Here is a 17,470-nt window from a genome sequence, read left to right as displayed (position 1 = left end):
TCCACTGCCGCGTTTGTTTTTTGCGGGCAAAAAAAAAGTAACTCGCCTGAACTAACGACGAGTTACAAAATACTTGATAGTATTTTCTATTTTACTTATCCTCGTGTACGCAATAATACATGAGATAAAAAAGTAACTCGCCTGAACCAGAGGCGAGTTACAAGTTGCTTGTAAAAGCAATACGTTAACAAACCAAGGCTGTCGCCTACAAGTCTTTGGTCAAAGGGCGGTACCGGTACCAACGGCGCCGCTCTTTCTATTTACATTATATCACAGCCTTGCGAAAATGTCAACAGCCAAAGACCATATTTTTCAAAATCTCTGTACTTCTTATACTTTCCTTTTTTGAGATCACTTTATCTTTCTCAGCGCGCGCATAGCGTTGAGGATAGCCAGTACAGCTACGCCTACGTCGGCAAATACCGCCGCCCACATATTCGTGATGCCCAGCGCGCTAGTTACCAGCACCAGCGCCTTTATCGCCAACGCCAGCACGATGTTCTGCCGAACTATGTTCAGCGTGCGGCGAGAGATCTTGAATGCCGTGATGAGCTTAGAGGGGTCGTCGTCCATAAGCACTATGTCCGCCGCTTCGATAGCCGCGTCAGAGCCCGCCGCGCCCATCGCTATTCCTACGTCCGCGCGGGAGAGCACGGGCGCGTCATTTATTCCGTCGCCGACGAATACTACGCTGCCGTTTTTCGACCTGCCGCGCGTTTCTTTTATAAGCTTTTCGGTGCAGACTACTTTGTCCTCGGGCATAAGCTCGGTGTAAACTTCGTCAACGCCCAGCGATTTCGCCGCCGCTTCGCCCGCCGCTTTGCTGTCACCCGTGAGGATAACGGTCTTTACGCCCAGCGCGCGCAGCTCGGATATAGTCTTTACGCTGTTTGATTTCAGCGTGTCGCCGATCTCGATAACGCCCATGTATACGCCGTCTGCCGCGATGTGCACCGCAGTGCCGCTTATCGGCGACTTGTCGTAAGATATGCCCTCTTGCTCCATAAGCCTGCCGTTGCCCGCAAATACTTTTTTGCCGCCGCAGATACAGCTGATCCCTCTGCCCGCAAGCTCGGTGTACTCAGAGATCTCGGGCAGGGCTATCTCGCCCGCCGCTTTCGCCAGCGATTGCGCTATCGGGTGATTTGAGCCGCTTTCAGCCGCCGCCGCAAGCTTCAAAAGCTCTTCTTCCGTGCAGCCGTGCGGAGTTATCTTCTTTACCGAAAATTCGCCCTTGGTGAGCGTGCCTGTTTTGTCAAAAACAGCCGTTTGCGCGTTCGAGAGCGTTTCCATATAGTTTCCGCCCTTTATCAGCACGCCCTCGCGCGAAGCGCCGCCTATACCGCCGAAAAAGCTGAGCGGTACGGAAATTACCAGCGCGCATGGGCAGGATACTACGAGGAAATTCAGCGCACGCATTATCCACTCGGTAAAGCTGCCGCCGCCTGCCAGCGGGGGTATGAATGCCAGCAATACCGCGCCCGCAACTACCGCAGGGGTGTATATGCGCGCAAATTTCGTGATGAAATTCTCGGCGCGCGCTTTTTTAGATGAAGCATTTTCCACAAGTTCCAGTATCTTGGACACCGTAGATTCGCCGAAAGGTTTTGTTGTGGTGCAGGTGAGCGTGCCTGTAAGATTTATACAGCCGCTGAGCACCTCGCTGCCCTCAGATACCTCGCGCGGCAGGCTCTCGCCCGTGAGAGCCGCGGTGTTCACACTGCCCGAGCCGACCTTTACAATGCAGTCGAGCGGAACTTTTTCGCCCGGCTTTATCACAATAGTTTCGCCAACGGCTACCTCAGAGGGGTCTACCGTGAGCGTTTCGCCGTTGCGAACTACCGCCGCCGTATCGGGACGAATGTCCATAAGCTCGGCTACCGAGCGGCGGGAATTTGCAGTAGCAATATTCTGGAAAAGCTCGCCGACCTGATAAAACAGCATTACCGCCGCGCCCTCGCTGTACTCGCCGACCGCCATAGCGCCGATGGTCGCAAGAGTCATGAGAAAATTCTCGTCAAATACCTGACCGTGGCCGATGTTGCGAACAGCGCGCCATACAACGTCGTAGCCCGCCACGATGAAAGGCAGGAGAAAAAGCGCCGCTTCAGCGAGCTTTGGCGGCTCGGCGAAGTGAGTGATGATAAAAGCCGCCGCGAGCAGGACTATGCCCGAAATTATGCGGACGAGCATTTTTTTCTGTTTGCGTGAAAGCTGGGAAAGCTTCATAAAAAGCGCTCCTTTCGAGGTGGGATGAGTATCAGTCGAATAAAACAGTGCAGTCAGGCTCTACCTTTTTAACGCACTTTTTAACAGCCTTAACGATCTTAGCCTGCTCGGCGTCGTCAAATTCGAGGGTCATTTTCTGCATCATGAAATTGATGTCGCAAGAGGAAACGCCTTCGAGTTTACAGATAGCGTCCTGCATTTTGCGAGCGCAGTTAGCGCAGTCGAGATCTTCCATATTGTAAACCTTTTTAACCATTGCCATAAAAATCAGAACCTTTCATTATAATAAATAAATTTTAGACTTGTGATGAATGAGCAGTTGTGTTTAAACTTGCTCGACTATTTTGCCGCTTAAACGAAGTAAAAGCCGCGGAGCAAAAGCCGAGCTAAAACAATCGTAAAGCGTGAATCTAAAAAAAGCGCGTGCTCAAGCGGCGCGCCAGCCGCTTGCGGGGTCGAGGGGCAGAGCCCATCGTCGCGCTCCGCAGAGCGCGAAACTCCCCAAAATCCGAAGGGCGCTCCGCATAGGGTGAATGGGAAAGTCGGCTTCGCCGAATTTCCTAAAACAGTCCGGTGGACTGTTTTTCCAAGAGGGGCATGCCCTGCAAGGGAGGGCTGCCCCTAGTAGGTCGCCCGTAGGCACATACCTTCAAGGGCGCACGCCCTTGAACGAACTAAGTAAAAGCCCCGACCCATAGCCGAACACACTAAACCGAGAAGCAAACAGTCACTCCTCAACGTGCTCCATACCCTTCTTGATAATAGACCGCACATGATCGTCAGAAAGCGAATAGTAAACGACCTTGCCCTCGCGGCGGAAACGAACAAGCTTGTTGTTCTTTAGTACCCGCAATTGGTGCGAACAAGCCGTTTGCGAAAGCCCTAAAAGCTTCGCCATGTCGCCTACGCAAAGCTCCGCTTCAAATAAGGCGTATAAGATGCGTATGCGCGTGCTGTCGCCAAAGACCTTGAAAAACTCGGCAAGATCATACAGCGTTTCCTCGGGCGGCATATCCATCGTAACTTGGTCGATCACGTCCTCGTGCACACAGCACTCTGCCTGCTTCGTCAGCTCTTCTTCTGTCATAACCCGTCACCTCTTTTTATCATATGTTCATCTGTTCATATGTTATCATATAAAAACGTATTTGTCAATAGGCAAAACGAAATTTTATAGGGTTTTACAAATATTCCGTCAATACCGACAAAAAATTCATAAATGTATAGTATAATATGCTAAGCCGCTCGAATTTGTACGGCAAAAATTAGTAAAGTATGGAAATGGAATGAAGTAAAATGGATAACGCAAAAATAATAGGCTTGCGCGTGCTGATAATGTCGGTGATACTGGTAGTCGGCGCTATCGCTTATAAGACTAAAATAATCAGTAAGGACGGCACAAAACAGCTTTCGTCAGTGGAACTTAATATAGTAAACCCCCTGCTGATATTTATGTCCTATCAAACGGAATTTGATTCGGAAAGACTGCACGGACTGATGTGGACTTTCCTGCTGAGTATTATCAGCTTCGCCGTAGTCATACCCTTCGCTAATCTGCTGAAACGTAAGGGCAGGGAGAATTTCTCGGTCGAGCGCTTCTCCTGTATATACTCTAACTGCGGATTTATGGGAATACCCCTTATCAGCGCGCTCTTCGGCAGCGACGGCGTGCTCTACCTCACCGCATATATCACCGTTTTCAACCTGCTCGTGTTCACGCACGGCTATATGATGATGAAAGAGGAAACGGACTTCTCCGCATTCATCAAGGCGGTAAAGTCGCCGACGGTGGTCGCTACGCTTATCGGTCTGGTGTGCTATGTGGCTAACCTGAAACTCTACCGCATACCCGTGGCTGGCGACGTTATCTCAGAATCTTTCCAGTTCATCGCCGATATGAACACCCCCCTCGCGATGCTTATAGCCGGCGCAACGGCGGCTCAGAGCAGCCTGCTGCGCTCGGTGTGCGACTGGAAGATAATCACCACTACGCTCTACAAGCTGGTGCTGCTGCCGATAGTGATAATCCTCATCATGAGCGTCCTGCCCGACGCCGTGCCCGAGATGTCGAAGACAATAGTCTGCATAGCCTGCGCCTGCCCCGCCGCCACGACGGGCACGATGTTCGCCCTGCTTTTCGATAAAAACGCCCAGCGCTGCTCCGAGATATTCGCGATAACCACGATATTCTCTATGGCAACTCTGCCGCTGATAACCGCGCTGGCCAGTATGATGATCTGATATTATATATTATAATAGTATCACACCGCTTGACAAACCGCCCACAGCGTGGTATAATTAAGATAACAAAAGAGGCGCACTGCTGTAAGCGGTTCTCCTCCATAAGTGATTGATTTTTGATAATCGCCTTATGTAGCAGTTGGGCGGTTATCTTTTTTTATTGCTTAAATCAAATGTTACTTTGACAGCGTCCAGTATTAAATGAAGTAATTGTATTACAACTGATAATATGCCCACCAAGCTCACCTCCATCTCTGGAGGAAGATTTGAACCGCCTACCGTTTTTGCAGTACGCCGGACTGTTTTCGGAAATTCGGCGAAGCCGACTTTCCACGCGTCGCTTGATCCCGCGCTTTTTATTTTCACGTCGTTCGGTGGAGCGGGCTATTACTGTTGCACCGCGAAATATATATGAATTTTTAATGAATATTTTGTCAAAAAAGCGATTTTGCGCGCTTGACAATCGCCGCGGATTGTGGTAAAATTGATAAGGCGGCGCAGGAAATGTACCGCCTTTTGGAAAGGACTTGAAAACTTGGCGCGAATTTATCCGCTCTTCTCGTCCAGTAAGGGCAACTGCACATTTTTTGGCAGCCCCGAGGGCGGGATACTTATAGACTGCGGCGTTTCATGCAAAAGGGTATGCGAAGCGCTGGCAGATAACGGCATTTCGCCGCAGGCGGTGAATAGCATATTCATCACCCATACCCACTCCGACCATGTGAAAGGGCTGACGGTGTTCCTGAAAAAATACCCCGCTCATATTTATGCTCAGCAGCGCAATCTCGACATACTTTTCGAGAGCGGAAAGCTGCCGCAGGGCGCTGAATGTACGGCGATAGAAAGCGGTGCGGAGGTCAGCGCGGCGGGCTTTACGGTCAGCGCTTTCGCCACCCCGCACGATACTCCCGCAAGCTGCGGTTACAGAGTTACATACCCCGATGGCAAGACGGCGGTGCTTTGCACCGACTTGGGCGAGGTCACCGATACGGTCTGGGCGAGCATAACGGGCGCGGATCTGGTGCTGCTGGAAGCGAATTACGATCCGGATATGCTGAAAAGCGGCAGTTATCCGCCCGATCTGAAAAGCCGAATAGCTTCAGACCACGGGCATTTATCGAACGGCGAATGCGGCAGGCGGCTGGCTATGCTGGCTGAGGGCGGCACGATGCACTTTGTGCTGGGGCATTTGAGCGAAGAGAACAACACGCCCGAAAGGGCTGCAAAAGCGGCGGCGTGCGCGCTGCTGCCGAGAGAGCGCGAGCGTGATTATATGCTGTATGTCGCACCCCCATGCGGCGGCAAGGCGGTGGTCTTTTGATAAAAGTCAACATAGTATGCGTCGGCAAGCTGAAAGAGAGTTACTGGCGCGAAGCGGTGGCAGAGTATGCGAAGCGGCTGGGCGCTTACTGCGTATTCAGCGTAGTAGAGCTGAGCGAATCGAAGCTGCCCGACCACCCGTCTGAGAAGCAGATCGCCGACGGCTTAGAAAAAGAAGCGGACGCGATGATGAAATATCTGAACGCGAGGGGCGCGCTGAATATAGCTATGTGCATCGAGGGCAGAGAGCAGAGTTCGGAAGCCTTAGCGGCGCGCCTGAACAAAGCGGCGGCAGAGGGCACATCGGCGGTGAATTTCTACATCGGCTCGTCATACGGCTTAGCGGGGCGGGTAAAGAAGATGTGTTCGGCGAAGCTTTCGATGTCGCCGATGACGTTTCCGCACCAGCTAGCGCGGGTAATGCTCTGCGAGCAGGTATACCGTGCCTTTTCGATAAATGCAAACGGAAAATATCACAAGTGACGCGCGGCGCTTGACAAACCGTCCGCGGCGTGGTATAATATAGATAATAAAAGAGGCGCACTGCTGTAAGCGGTTCTCCTCCAAGTTTTATGTGCTAAAAAATAGCTGCCTTATTGAAGAGTGGGGCGGCTATTTCTTTTTGTTTTTGTCAATTAAACAGCGCATGGCTATCTTTTTCCGTAGTCATGCGCTTATATTTTAGCTATTACGTCTGTTCGTTCAAGTGCCTGCGCACTTGAAGGGTTTTGCCTACGGGCGACTCACTAGGGGCAGCCCTCTCTTGCAGGGCATGCCCCTCTTGGATAACAGTCCACCAGACTGTTATCCAATTCACCCTATGCGGAGCGCCCTACGGATTGGGGAGTTTCGCGCTCTGCGGAGCGCGACGATTGGGGCTTCTCGCCCCCCTCGACCCCCTCGGCAAAGCAGGAAAATCAGCTTCGCTGATTTCCACGCGCCTTGCAACCGCATTTTTGGATAGGCGACTCTCTTTTGTTTGGTAAGAGAAACAAAGTTGGAAGTTGGCGCAGCCAACTTCTAGGAAACTTGGCGAAGCCAATTTTCCACGCACCGCGGCTTTTACTTTGTTCGTAAATGCTATTAAAAAAGGGAAGCCGCGTTTTCCGACTTCCCTTTAAATTTCTTACTCCAATGCGGTTATCCCGCTCGTATCGCTGAACGCATACGCCGCCAGCGGGTTCTTTAGCTTGCTCTCGCTGATCGTTTCGCCTTTCTCTATCTTCAGCGCGCCGTTCTCTATCGAGATCGCGTACATCGTGTAGCTGCCGATCGCCGAAGTCTCGCTCAGCATATATCCGTCATCCAGCCCGAATTTCGAGCGCCATGATACAAAATTGCCCAATTCTACCGCCTGCTCGCCGTTATATGTATACACAGTCGCCAATCTGTCCGCTTCGCAGCTTCCGATGTCCGTTATCAGCTCGGGCGTGCCGTCGCGGTCGATGTCCGCTATGTAATAATGGCTGAAAAGGTTGTAGCTGTCTGGGTCGGTGTCGCAGATCTCCGCTCCGCTCGCGATTATATCGCCGTAAGCTTTTGTTATCGAAGCGCCGATGGTTATGTATTCCGAGGGCATAGAGCTGTCGTCCGTCAGGCTTATCTCGCTGTCAATCGCGCTCTCGTTCGCCATGCCGTTTGCCTGCGAAATGCTGTCGGCGGGGTCTAGGCTCTGCGCAGGCTCGCTCTCGGCCACGCTTTCGTCCGTAATTTCCGTCTGCGGCGCAGTTTCCGCCGCGCTGCTTTCGTCGCTCGTGTCGTCCGCGCTTTCCTCTGCGGGCGCGCTGCTGTCCTCCGCCAGCGAAGAATCGCTCTGCGGAAATACCTCTTCCAGCTTTTCTCTGTCCTCGTCACTGAGCTCTATCAAACTGCACGATGCAAGCGTGAGCGCCAGCGCTGAGGCTGCCGTTATTGCTGTAAATTTATTGTGTAATTTCATAAAAATCATCTGCTCCAGTCACTTTCGCCCGTTTATGCCGCCGCTATTATGCGTCGGTATCGGTGTTGCGGTTTTCGATAAGCTTTTTGGTGCGGCGCATATGGCGCGCTTCTACTATGCGCTGCGCCAAGTCTACCAGCTTCTTGCGGATAGGCATGAATACATAGTAAAATTCGCCGACGTAGGTAACGACTTCGCCGTTAAAGCCCTTTTTGAATTTGTAAACGCCGTAGTTGGGGTGAGTTTCGTCCTTATAAAAAGGTATGCCCATAAAGTCGTAGATAAAGTTGTTCTTTTCCATAGCCCAGTTTATCATAGTCCACTGCATAAGATAATTGGGGTAAGTGTTGCGGTGGTGGTTTGAGGAAGCGCCGTAAACGTAGCAGGTCTTGCCCGCGTAGCGCGTGGTCAGCGCACCCGAAACAGGTATCGGCTTCTCGCCCTCCTGCTCTAAGTAGCATACGAAAAGGCGGCAGTGGTCTTCGCCCAGTGCGTCGAGCATTTTCGCGAAATATTCTTTTGAGCGTATAGAGAAGCCGTCGCGCGTGCCGGTAGCCTCCATCATGGGGTAAAAGTCGTCAAGCGCCTCTTTGCCGCAGGCTTTGCATACTACGCCTTTTCTGCCCGCCTTGCGTATACGGTTGCGCCAGTCTGATTTAAAGGTAGCCATTACATCGTCCGGGGTCTTGCCCTCTATATTTCTCAGCATATAGTTGTTTCTTGCCTGAATGGTGGAAAGTTCGGGAGCGTCGTCGATGTGGGTAAAGCCCATATCGCGGTACATTTGGGTAAGCTCGGTCTCTTTTTCCTCAAAGCAGGGATCCCACATAAACTGGTAAGCCTTGTGCTTTTTCGCGAGCACCTTCACGCCCTCGAAGAGGTCTGCTACAGTCTCCTTATCGGCGGGGTCGCAGCAGGGGCCGTGCGGCGCGTAGAGGAATGTGCAGCCGAAGAAGGGTATCTTCTTGATTATGCAAAGGCAGGTTCCGCGTATCTTTCCGTCCTTATCGCGGGAGATCACGGCGTCCCAGCCCCAGTTGTCCTTGACCTTAGGCCAGTTTATCGACTGCATAAAGTTGCCGTAGCGCGAGGTGGAGGCAAACTCCTCATATTCCGCAAGCAGATTTTTATCAGATTTATTTATGATCTCCATACTGATTTTTCCAGATCCTTTCAGTTTGAATGTATTCCAAATAGTTTTTATCGTCAATTATTTTTATCAACGGGCGTGTTTCAGCCATTATAATCTCCATTATATCACATATCACAATAAAAATCAATAGCCCCGCGCCATTATTTGCGCCAACTATCCGAAATTTTACGCACCTCAGCCATTTTGTAAATTTCGGGCACGCAATTTTGTGCATTTTGCCGACTGCCCTTACATAAGCGAACAAATTTAAAATTATCCTGCACAATTGTTCATGATTTATTTTATTACTTCACTGCACTGATATGTTATAATAGTATTGTATCGTTCATAAATCATATAATTATCACATGATTGGAGTTAGAAATATGTGGAATACTATCAATAAAGCTATCGAAACTTTCGATGGCTGGCTTTGGGGTCTGCCGCTGATACTGCTGATAATCCTCGGCGGTATATGGCTGACCATTCGCCTGCGCGGCGTGCAGTTCCATAAACTGGGGCTGGCGCTGAAGTACATGGTGAAAAACGAAGCGGGCGGCGAGGGCGAAGTTACCAGCTTCGGCGCGCTCTGCACCGCGCTTTCCGCCACCATCGGCACGGGCAATATCGTCGGCGTAGCTACGGCTATGGCGGTCGGCGGCCCCGGCGCGCTCTTTTGGATGGAGATAGCGGCGCTTTTCGGTATGGCTACCAAGTTCACTGAGGGTCTGCTGGCGATAAAGTTCAGAACTTTCGACTCTGCCGGCCATGTACTGGGCGGCCCTTTCTACTACATTGAAAACGGCATGGGCAAGCGCTGGAAGTGGCTGGGCAAGATGTTCGCGATATTCGGCATCGGCGCGGGTCTGCTGGGAATCGGCACGATAACCCAGATAAACGGCATAACCTCGGCGGCGAACAATTTCTTCAACGGCGACGCTGCAAAGCACATACACCTTTTCGGTCACGATTACTCGATAGTTACCATAATCGCAGGACTTTTGGTAACGATATTCGCGGCGCTGGTAATTATCGGCGGACTCAAGAGCATATCTAAGGTATCGCAGGTCATCGTACCTTTCATGGCGGTAGCGTATGTACTCTGCGCGCTCATCATCGTGCTTACGCACATCACCGAGATACCCGGCGCGATAGTTGAGATAGTACAGGGCGCGTTCGGCATCAAGCAGATAGCGGGCGCCGGCGTAGGCGGAACGATAATCCTCGCTATGCAAAAAGGCGTAGCGCGCGGAATATTCTCTAACGAAGCGGGCTTAGGTTCCGCACCGATAGCGGCGGCTGCTGCGCAGACGAAAGACCCCGTTCGTCAGGGTCTTGTTACCATGACGGGAACATTCATCGACACCATCTGCATATGCACCATGACGGGTCTTGCTATCGTAATTTCGGGCGCGTGGGCTGACCCGAATTTACAGGGCGTAGAGATCACCACGGCGGCTTTCCAGTACGGTCTGCCCGGCCCTGACAAACTGGCGTCGTTCATACTGATGATATGCTTAGTATTCTTCGCATTCACGACTATACTGGGCTGGAGCTATTATTCCGAGAGATGCCTGGCGTATCTGACAGGCGCGAACGTATCCATAACAAAGGTATACAGATGGATATACATAGCGGCGATATTTGCAGGCCCGTACATCAGCGTTGAGGCGGTATGGAACATCGCGGACATATTCAACGGACTGATGGCGCTGCCGAACGTAATAGCGCTGATCTCGCTTTCGGGCGTAGCGGCGGCTGAAACGAAGGATTATCTGAAAAACAGAGCGCAGAGAAAAGCGCTTGAGAACACTTGACAATCCCGCGAGCGTGTGATATAATAAAATAAAAGAGGCGCACTGCGATAAGCGGTTCTCCTCCATCGTAGATTATTTTTGCAAATAACCGCCTTATGTAGGAGTAGGGCGGTTATTTCTTTTTTTATTATTGCAAATGTCGAGTATTAGATCGACTATGTTAATGACCAGTGTAAGTATTGCTACTATATCTGCCACGCTCATATATGCTCACCTCCATCTCTGGAGGAAGATTTGAACCGCCTACCGTCTTTGCAGTACGCCTTATTGGTATTATATCACACTTGTAGAATTTTGTCAATTAAAAAGCGCATGGCTATCTTTTCGGTAGTCATGCGCTTATATTTTAGCTATTACGTCTGTTTATTCAAGTGCCGCGCACTTGAAGGGGGCTATGTACGGGCGACCTACTAGGGGCAGCCCTCTCTTGCAGGGCCTGCCCCTCTTTAAAATCAGTCCACCGGACTGATTTTCAATTCACCCTATGCGGAGCGCCCTACGGTGGGGGTTTCGCCGCCTGCGGGCGGCGACGATTGGGGCTGCTCGCCCCCCTCGACCCCCTCGGCAACGGCTGGCGCGTCGTTGCATCCCGCGCTTTTTAATTTTTAGCCACGTTGCAAGGGTTCTATTGACAGGCGATTTTCAGTTGTTCGGGAGTGAAACAAACTGGAAATTAGGCGAAGCCGACTTTCCACACCCAAATTCACCACTTCCGCTCTGCCGAGGGACAGTGCATAGCCCGTTTCGCGGCGCGCAGTTCCACAAAGCACCCGCATTCACCGCATACCCCCGCGCCAAGCTGCCCGCATTCGCGGCATAACTCCAGCCGACGATGGTATTCGCCCTCGTCAACGCGCTTTTCGGGCGGCAGGGCTTCCACCATGTCCGCTACCCGCGCATATTCCTCCGCAAATCCGCTCTCGCTCAGCAGACATTTCCTGCAAAACGGCCGCGCCGTGCTTGTGTCTGCCGCGCTTATTCCGCTCATTCCGCAAAAATGCGTATCTCGGCCGCCGAGCATGGGGGCAGCTCGGCTTTCAGCACGCCGTTTTCCAGTTTGGCTTCGAGCGGCTTTATCGTCAGCTTTTCGGGGCAGTCGAAATCGTTGAGATCTCGCGCCGCGCCTGTAAGTATCCGCGCTTTCACGCTCGCCGCCGCAAACCCGTTTATGCCGCAGTTTATCTCCGCAGGTTCGCTCATCGAGCAGTTCGCCGCCGTGATGGTCAGCACGCCGTCCTTTACGGATGCCGAGGTCGAGAGCATCGGCGCGCCGCCCGCCATCTGCTCGTTCTCGCTCCAGCAGTACACCGCTTCGCCGCCCTGATGCTCTTTGTACAAGTCGAAAACGTGGTAGGTCGGGGTCTTTACCATCTTCTCGCCCTCGGTCAGCACCAGCGCCTGCAATACGTTCACTGCCTGCGCAAGGTTCGCCATCACTACCCTTCCGCTGTGGCGGTTGAAGATGTTCAGCGTGAGCGCCGCCACCATCGCGTCGCGCATCGTGTTCTGCTGATAGAGGAAGCCGGGGTTCGTGCCCTCTTCCACATCGTACCAAGTACCCCACTCGTCTACCGCCAGCCCTATCTTGTTTTCGGGGTCGTAGCGATCCATTATCTGCGTGTGGCGGGTTATCAGCTCGTCCATGTAGTTCGCGGTGTTCATCAGCTCGTAGTACTGCTCGTCGGTAAATTCCGCAGCCTTGCCCTTATTGTTCCAGTCGCGCAGGGCGTAGTAGTGCAGTGAGATCGCTTTCGCGTGCCATTCGCCGAGGTTTTTCATCATTACTTCCGTCCAGTTGTAATCGCTTGAGCTGGGGCCGCAGGCTATCTTGAAAAGCTCGTTGCCAGAGTAGTTTTTGCAGAAGCTTTGGAAACGTCTGTAAACGTCGGCGTAATATTCGGGGCGCATACTTCCGCCGCAGCCCCAGTTTTCGTTGCCTATGCCGAGGTATTTCAGCTTCCAGGGCTTTTCTCTGCCGTTTTTGCGGCGCAGGTCGGCCATCGGCGATATGCCGTCAAAAGTTATGTACTCCACCCACTCGGCAAGCTCCTGCACCGTGCCGCTGCCGACGTTTCCCGCAATGTAAGGCTGGCAGCCCACCTGCTCGCAGAGGTCCATAAATTCGTGCGTGCCGAAAGAATTATCCTCCGTAACGCCGCCCCAGTTGGTGTTCACCATCTTTTTGCGCTGCGATTTTTCGCCAATGCCGTCCTTCCAGTGGTATTCGTCGGCGAAGCAGCCGCCCGGCCAGCGCAGCAGCGGCATTTTTATGTTCTTGAAAGCCTCTACAATGTCGCTGCGTATGCCGCGCACGTTTGGTATAGGCGAGTTTTCGCCGACGTAGATGCCATTGTAGATGCATCTGCCGAGGTGCTCGGAAAAGTGTCCGTATATCTCGGGGGCGATGTGCGAGCGCACGTCGGCGGCGTTTATCAGCATGGAAAATTTCTTCATATCAAATTACCCTTTCTGTAATTGTCGATGAGTTTGTCTGTACCGTATATCTTAATGATACACCTTGACAAATTTTTTGCAATGATATATAATATTTTTTGTACTTACATATCGTATGATTATGAGTGAAAGGAAGTCCCCTCTATGATGAAGCTCCACGCGATAGGTATGGCGGTGCGCCATACGGCAGATTTCGTTATCGACCGCCCTGCAGGCTCGGGCGACGACTTGCTTATAATTTTTAAGACCCCCGCTGAGCTTATAATAGGCGGCGAGGTGCTGCGCGCTCAGGCAGGCTGCGCCATTGTCTATACCGCCGATATGCCCCAGTATTACCGCGCTTTCGGCGGTATATATGTTAATCACTTTATGCACTTCGAGGGTTACGAGCAGGCTGAGGATACGCCGCTGCCCCCTGCGGGAAAGCTCATCGCGCTGACCAATATCGGCGAGGTGGAAGAGCTGCTGCGCATGATAAGCCGCACCCGCATGGGCGATGAAAAGCATATGGAAGCCAGCCTTGACCTACTGATAAAATTGCTGATGATAAAGCTCAGCGAGGGCGCGCGAGAGCCGCGGCTTTCGGCAGATATGGGCGCGCACCACGCCGAGCTGAGCGCCCTGCGTGCCGAGCTTTACAGCAGCGCGGGCGAGTTTCGCGGGGTGGGGCAGATGGCGAAACGGCTGAATTTCAGCGTGCCCTACCTCCAGCAGCTTTACCGCGCGCAGTTCGGCGTTAGCTGCTACGAGGATATTCTCGCCGCCCGCACCAAGACCGCGAAGTACTACCTGCGCGCCACCACCCTCACCGTGAAAGAGATAGCGGCGCTCTGCGGCTACGAGAACGATGTTTGCTTTATGCGCCTTTTCAAGCAGCGCACGGGACTTACCCCAACTTTGTACCGCGAAAAGCGCGGGCTTGATGGGCTGGATATGAGCGAAATCGTTTGAAATTAACGGGGCGTTGTATGAAATGCCCAAAAGTCAGCGCGGGGATTTGTGAATAAAATAGATTTGCACGGCAAATTTACTGTACGCTATTGACAAATTAAATCGACTATGGTAGACTAATTATAGTGAATTTGATGTAATTTACATGAATATGATTTTTGTATCTTTATATTGGAGTGTTACCTTTCAGTTATAATTGATCGGGCATGACCAACTTTTTACGGACATATTATAGCTGTTCGTAACAGGTTGGTTTTTTTGTTTTTATGGGGTGTTTTCGATGAAAATTATAAAGGTGATAAACAATAATACAGTCTGCGTGCTCGACGATAAGCGCCGCGAGCAGATAATCTCGGGAAAGGGCATAGGCTTCGGCAAGAAGTTTGGCGACCGCCCCGACGCGGATAAGATAGAAAAAATGTATCTCATTACCGACTCGGCGCTGCGCAAGCGGCTCATCGAGTGCCTTGCCGAGATACCTTACGAATATATAAAGCTCACTGAGGGTCTGGCGGAGCAGGCGGCGAAAGAGCTTGACTGCGAGCTGAACGAATCGCTCATGATCTCCCTCTCAGACCACATATATTTCGCGGTACAGCGCAAACAGCAGGGCATTGAGTTTGAAAACCCGCTGATGGAGGCTATAAGCGATTATTTTCCGAAAGAGCTGGAGCTTGGCAGGCGGTGCGTAGACGAGGTGAAAAGGCAGATGGGCGTGCAGCTCGCGCCTGACGAAGCGGGCTTCGCCGCAATGCACATCATAAACGCGCGCATGGGCACGAAAATGTCGCAGATAACTGACATAACTAAGTTTGTAGAAAGCTGCGCCGCCCTTGCGGACACCTGCTTCGGCGGAAAGTTGGATAAAAATAGCGTGGCTTACGAAAGATTTTTGGTGCATCTGAAATTTCTTGCAAAGCGGCTTTTTACCGTGCAGGAGCTTCCGCAGGTGCTCAGCCGCGACGAAGATCTGCTCGAATTGATGATAGTTAAGTTTAAAAGGCAATACAAATGCGCAGAATGTATACAAGACCACATTTTGAAAAATTATAAAAAAAGCATTTCAGAGGAAGAGCTTCTTACGCTCACCCTGCACCTAAGAAGAATAAGCGCGTAAGTGCAGATTCTATATATGCTGTAAACTAATACGATCGGTACCTAAATATTGTGTTTTATGGCTTGCAACTAAATAAACTTATGTATTTGTATGGAGGATAAGCTTTATGAAAGACAAGATCTTCGGGGTGCTCCAGCGAGTAGGCAGATCGTTTATGCTGCCGATAGCGCTGCTGCCCGTAGCGGGTCTGCTGCTGGGAATAGGCAGCTCCTTTACGAACCCCACCACTATCGAAACATATCATTTGGGCAAAGTAATTTACGAGGGCGGCGTGCTTTACACCGTGCTCGACATCATGAGCAAGACGGGCAGCGCGGTATTCGATAACCTCGCACTGCTCTTCGCGATGGGCGTTGCCATCGGCATGGCAAAAAAGGAAAAAGAGGTAGCGGCGCTCTCCGGCGCGATCTCCTACCTCGTCATGAATACCGCGATAAGCGTTATGATAGACGCAAAGGGCGGCGTGGAAGCTATGGCGGCGAACTCTACAACGCAGGTGCTGGGTATAACCACCCTGCAAATGGGCGTTTTCGGCGGTATAATCGTAGGCCTCGGCGTAGCGGCACTGCACAACCGCTTTTATAAGGTAGAGCTGCCGCAGGTGCTCTCGTTCTTCGGCGGTACGCGCTTTGTGCCAATAGTCTGCACCGTGGCTTACCTGCTGGTGGGCATCGGAATGTTCTTCATCTGGCCGGTAGTGCAGCTAGGCATCTCAAAGCTCGGCGCACTGGTTCTCAGCTCGGGTTACGCAGGCACTTGGATATACGGAATACTCGAGCGCGCGCTGATACCTTTTGGACTTCACCACGTTTTCTATATGCCTTTCTGGCAGACCGAGCTTGGCGGCTCGATGGTGATAGACGGCAATACCGTTACGGGCGCGCAGAATATCTTCTTCGCCGAGCTGGCTTCAAAATCTACCGATGTTTTCTCGGTATCGGCAACAAGATTTATGTCGGGCAAATTCCCCTTCATGATATTCGGTCTGCCCGCCGCCGCGCTGGCAATGTACCGCGCCGCACGCCCCGAAAAGAAAAAGGTAGTAGGCAGCCTGCTGCTTTCCGCCGCGCTGACCTCTATGATAACGGGCATAACCGAGCCGCTGGAATTTACGTTCCTCTTTGTAGCCCCCGCGATGTACGCCGTACACTGCGTACTGGCAGGACTTTCCTATATGCTGATGCACATTCTTAACGTCGGCGTAGGCATGACCTTCTCTGGCGGCGCTATCGACCTCACCCTTTTCGGCATACTTCAGGGCAACGCTAAAACGCACTGGATATGGATAGTTGTGGTAGGTCTGATATACGCGGTGGTTTACTACTTCGTATTCTATTTCATGATAACCAAACTGAATCTCATGACCCCCGGCAGAGAGGCTGACGACGTAGAGCCGAAGCTTTACCGCCGTGCCGATATGCAGGATAAAAAGCAGGGCGCGGGCGCAGTTGCCGCAAAAGCGGAGGACATCGTGAGCGCGCTGATACTGACCGGCCTTGGCGGAAAAACTAACATTTCCGACCTCGACTGCTGCGCTACCCGCCTGAGAGTCACCGTTGCGGACTCTGATAAAGTAGACGACAAGGCGCTGAAAGAAAGCGGCGCGAGCGGCGTTATCCACAAGGGCAGCGGCGTGCAGGTCATCTACGGGCCTAAGGTTTCGGTAATAAAATCAAATCTTGAGGACTTCTTAGATACTCCGTATTCCGACCACCCAGAAGAACTTCTCGGCGGCGCGGATAATACTGCGGACAATTCAGAGAAGCAGGCTGAAAGGTCGGAAAACGCACAAAACGCTTCTGCGGAAACCGAGATCATCGGCGCGCATATGAACGGCAAGGCGATAAAGCTCAGCGAGGTGGAGGACGATGTGTTCTCGCAGGAAATACTGGGCAAAGGCGCGGCGATAGAGCCTAGCGAGGGCAAACTTTACGCCCCCTGCGGCGGCAAGATAGACAGCGTTTTTGATACAAAGCACGCGGTGAACATGGTGTCGGCAGGCGGCGCGGAAGTGCTGATGCACGTCGGAATAGACACCGTAAAGCTTGGCGGAAAATACTTTGAAGCGCACGTCAGCGACGGGCAGGAAGTAAAGAAAGGCGACCTGCTGCTGACATTCGATATTGAGCAGATAAAGGCGGCGGGCTATAAAGTCACCACGCCGATGATGATATGCAACACGGACGATTACGCGGCGGTAGAGCAGCTGAAAGAGGGCGAGACCGCGGCGGGAGAAAATATTATAAAGATAACGAAATAACAGGAGGATA

14 protein-coding genes are annotated in these 17,470 nt (G+C 51.9%); 7 read left to right on the top strand and 7 right to left on the bottom strand.

The features are described from left to right. Window positions 1-351: 351 nt before the first annotated feature. From LI114_RS08900 to LI114_RS08890, 3 genes are all read right to left on the bottom strand, one after another. Window positions 352-2,229, bottom strand: coding sequence for a heavy metal translocating P-type ATPase (locus tag LI114_RS08900; protein WP_227220382.1), 1,878 nt, complete (start codon window positions 2,227-2,229; stop codon window positions 352-354). Window positions 2,230-2,260: 31 nt separating this feature from the next. Continuing rightward, complete coding sequence (locus LI114_RS08895) at window positions 2,261-2,491, bottom strand: heavy-metal-associated domain-containing protein (RefSeq protein ID WP_227220381.1); 231 nt, start codon at window positions 2,489-2,491, stop codon at window positions 2,261-2,263. 465 nt (window positions 2,492-2,956) lie between these two features. Then, window positions 2,957-3,316, bottom strand: a complete 360-nt coding sequence (locus tag LI114_RS08890) for an ArsR/SmtB family transcription factor (protein ID WP_227220380.1) — start codon at window positions 3,314-3,316, stop codon at window positions 2,957-2,959. Between the two features lie 209 nt (window positions 3,317-3,525). Between LI114_RS08890 and LI114_RS08885 the strand changes: the two genes are divergently transcribed. The 3 genes from LI114_RS08885 (at window position 3,526) to rlmH (ending at window position 6,273) form a co-directional block, all read left to right on the top strand. Then, a complete protein-coding gene (locus tag LI114_RS08885) occupies window positions 3,526-4,470 on the top strand; it encodes an AEC family transporter (protein WP_227220379.1) in 945 nt (314 codons plus the stop codon). A gap of 535 nt (window positions 4,471-5,005) precedes the next feature. Then, entirely contained in the window at window positions 5,006-5,791 is a 786-nt protein-coding gene (locus LI114_RS08880; RefSeq protein ID WP_227220378.1) for an MBL fold metallo-hydrolase, read from the top strand. Further along, window positions 5,788-6,273 carry a 23S rRNA (pseudouridine(1915)-N(3))-methyltransferase RlmH gene (gene rlmH / locus LI114_RS08875; RefSeq protein ID WP_227220377.1) on the top strand — a complete coding sequence of 162 codons (486 nt, stop codon included), beginning with the start codon at window positions 5,788-5,790 and terminating at the stop codon, window positions 6,271-6,273. The genes LI114_RS08880 and rlmH overlap by 4 nt, the downstream gene beginning before the upstream one ends. Before the next feature lie 643 nt (window positions 6,274-6,916). Here the strand turns inward: rlmH and LI114_RS08870 are convergent. After that, window positions 6,917-7,729 (bottom strand): hypothetical protein, encoded by an 813-nt coding sequence (locus LI114_RS08870; protein ID WP_227220376.1) that lies wholly within the window; start codon window positions 7,727-7,729, stop codon window positions 6,917-6,919. A gap of 46 nt (window positions 7,730-7,775) precedes the next feature. Further along, the gene (locus LI114_RS08865; RefSeq protein ID WP_227220375.1) at window positions 7,776-8,882 is read right to left on the bottom strand and encodes a lipid II:glycine glycyltransferase FemX; all 1,107 of its coding nucleotides are present in this window, start codon (window positions 8,880-8,882) and stop codon (window positions 7,776-7,778) included. 365 nt (window positions 8,883-9,247) lie between these two features. On the opposite strand from LI114_RS08865, the gene LI114_RS08860 reads away from it, so the two are divergent. After that, the gene (locus LI114_RS08860; protein ID WP_227220374.1) at window positions 9,248-10,678 is read left to right on the top strand and encodes an alanine/glycine:cation symporter family protein; all 1,431 of its coding nucleotides are present in this window, start codon (window positions 9,248-9,250) and stop codon (window positions 10,676-10,678) included. A gap of 703 nt (window positions 10,679-11,381) precedes the next feature. On the opposite strand, the gene LI114_RS08855 is transcribed toward LI114_RS08860, so the two are convergent. Together LI114_RS08855 and LI114_RS08850 are read right to left on the bottom strand one after the other, a co-directional pair. Beyond that, window positions 11,382-11,666, bottom strand: coding sequence for a DUF6171 family protein (locus LI114_RS08855; RefSeq protein WP_227220373.1), 285 nt, complete (start codon window positions 11,664-11,666; stop codon window positions 11,382-11,384). After that, window positions 11,663-13,132 carry an alpha-N-arabinofuranosidase gene (locus LI114_RS08850; RefSeq protein ID WP_227220372.1) on the bottom strand — a complete coding sequence of 490 codons (1,470 nt, stop codon included), beginning with the start codon at window positions 13,130-13,132 and terminating at the stop codon, window positions 11,663-11,665. The genes LI114_RS08855 and LI114_RS08850 overlap by 4 nt, the downstream gene beginning before the upstream one ends. 144 nt (window positions 13,133-13,276) lie before the next feature. Between LI114_RS08850 and LI114_RS08845 the strand changes: the two genes are divergently transcribed. The 3 genes from LI114_RS08845 to LI114_RS08835 all read left to right on the top strand — a co-directional run bounded on the left by LI114_RS08845 (window position 13,277) and on the right by LI114_RS08835 (window position 17,460). Then, window positions 13,277-14,083, top strand: a complete 807-nt coding sequence (locus LI114_RS08845) for a helix-turn-helix domain-containing protein (protein ID WP_227220371.1) — start codon at window positions 13,277-13,279, stop codon at window positions 14,081-14,083. Between the two features lie 280 nt (window positions 14,084-14,363). After that, the gene (locus LI114_RS08840; RefSeq protein ID WP_227220370.1) at window positions 14,364-15,200 is read left to right on the top strand and encodes a PRD domain-containing protein; all 837 of its coding nucleotides are present in this window, start codon (window positions 14,364-14,366) and stop codon (window positions 15,198-15,200) included. 106 nt (window positions 15,201-15,306) lie between these two features. Next, the gene (locus tag LI114_RS08835) at window positions 15,307-17,460 is read left to right on the top strand and encodes a PTS transporter subunit IIABC (protein ID WP_227220369.1); all 2,154 of its coding nucleotides are present in this window, start codon (window positions 15,307-15,309) and stop codon (window positions 17,458-17,460) included. Window positions 17,461-17,470: the final 10 nt, after the last annotated feature.

The organism is Ruminococcus sp. 210702-SL.1.03, from assembly GCF_020559915.1.
Taxonomy (GTDB): domain Bacteria; phylum Bacillota; class Clostridia; order Oscillospirales; family Ruminococcaceae; genus YE71.
This window is presented reverse-complemented; position numbering and strand designations above follow the sequence as displayed.

Excerpts from the sequence above, each read along its gene's own strand:
- LI114_RS08900 (WP_227220382.1), bottom strand. The coding sequence starts at position 2,229 with ATGAAGCTTTCCCAGCTTTCACGCAAACAGAAAAAAATGCTCGTCCGC.
- LI114_RS08865 (WP_227220375.1), bottom strand. The coding sequence starts at position 8,882 with ATGGAGATCATAAATAAATCTGATAAAAATCTGCTTGCGGAATATGAG.
- LI114_RS08835 (WP_227220369.1), top strand. The coding sequence starts at position 15,307 with ATGAAAGACAAGATCTTCGGGGTGCTCCAGCGAGTAGGCAGATCGTTT.
- LI114_RS08840 (WP_227220370.1), top strand. The coding sequence starts at position 14,364 with ATGAAAATTATAAAGGTGATAAACAATAATACAGTCTGCGTGCTCGAC.
- LI114_RS08860 (WP_227220374.1), top strand. The coding sequence starts at position 9,248 with ATGTGGAATACTATCAATAAAGCTATCGAAACTTTCGATGGCTGGCTT.
- LI114_RS08885 (WP_227220379.1), top strand. The coding sequence starts at position 3,526 with ATGGATAACGCAAAAATAATAGGCTTGCGCGTGCTGATAATGTCGGTG.
- LI114_RS08845 (WP_227220371.1), top strand. The coding sequence starts at position 13,277 with ATGATGAAGCTCCACGCGATAGGTATGGCGGTGCGCCATACGGCAGAT.
- LI114_RS08895 (WP_227220381.1), bottom strand. The coding sequence starts at position 2,491 with ATGGCAATGGTTAAAAAGGTTTACAATATGGAAGATCTCGACTGCGCT.
- LI114_RS08855 (WP_227220373.1), bottom strand. The coding sequence starts at position 11,666 with ATGAGCGGAATAAGCGCGGCAGACACAAGCACGGCGCGGCCGTTTTGC.
- LI114_RS08850 (WP_227220372.1), bottom strand. The coding sequence starts at position 13,132 with ATGAAGAAATTTTCCATGCTGATAAACGCCGCCGACGTGCGCTCGCAC.
- LI114_RS08870 (WP_227220376.1), bottom strand. The coding sequence starts at position 7,729 with ATGAAATTACACAATAAATTTACAGCAATAACGGCAGCCTCAGCGCTG.
- LI114_RS08890 (WP_227220380.1), bottom strand. The coding sequence starts at position 3,316 with ATGACAGAAGAAGAGCTGACGAAGCAGGCAGAGTGCTGTGTGCACGAG.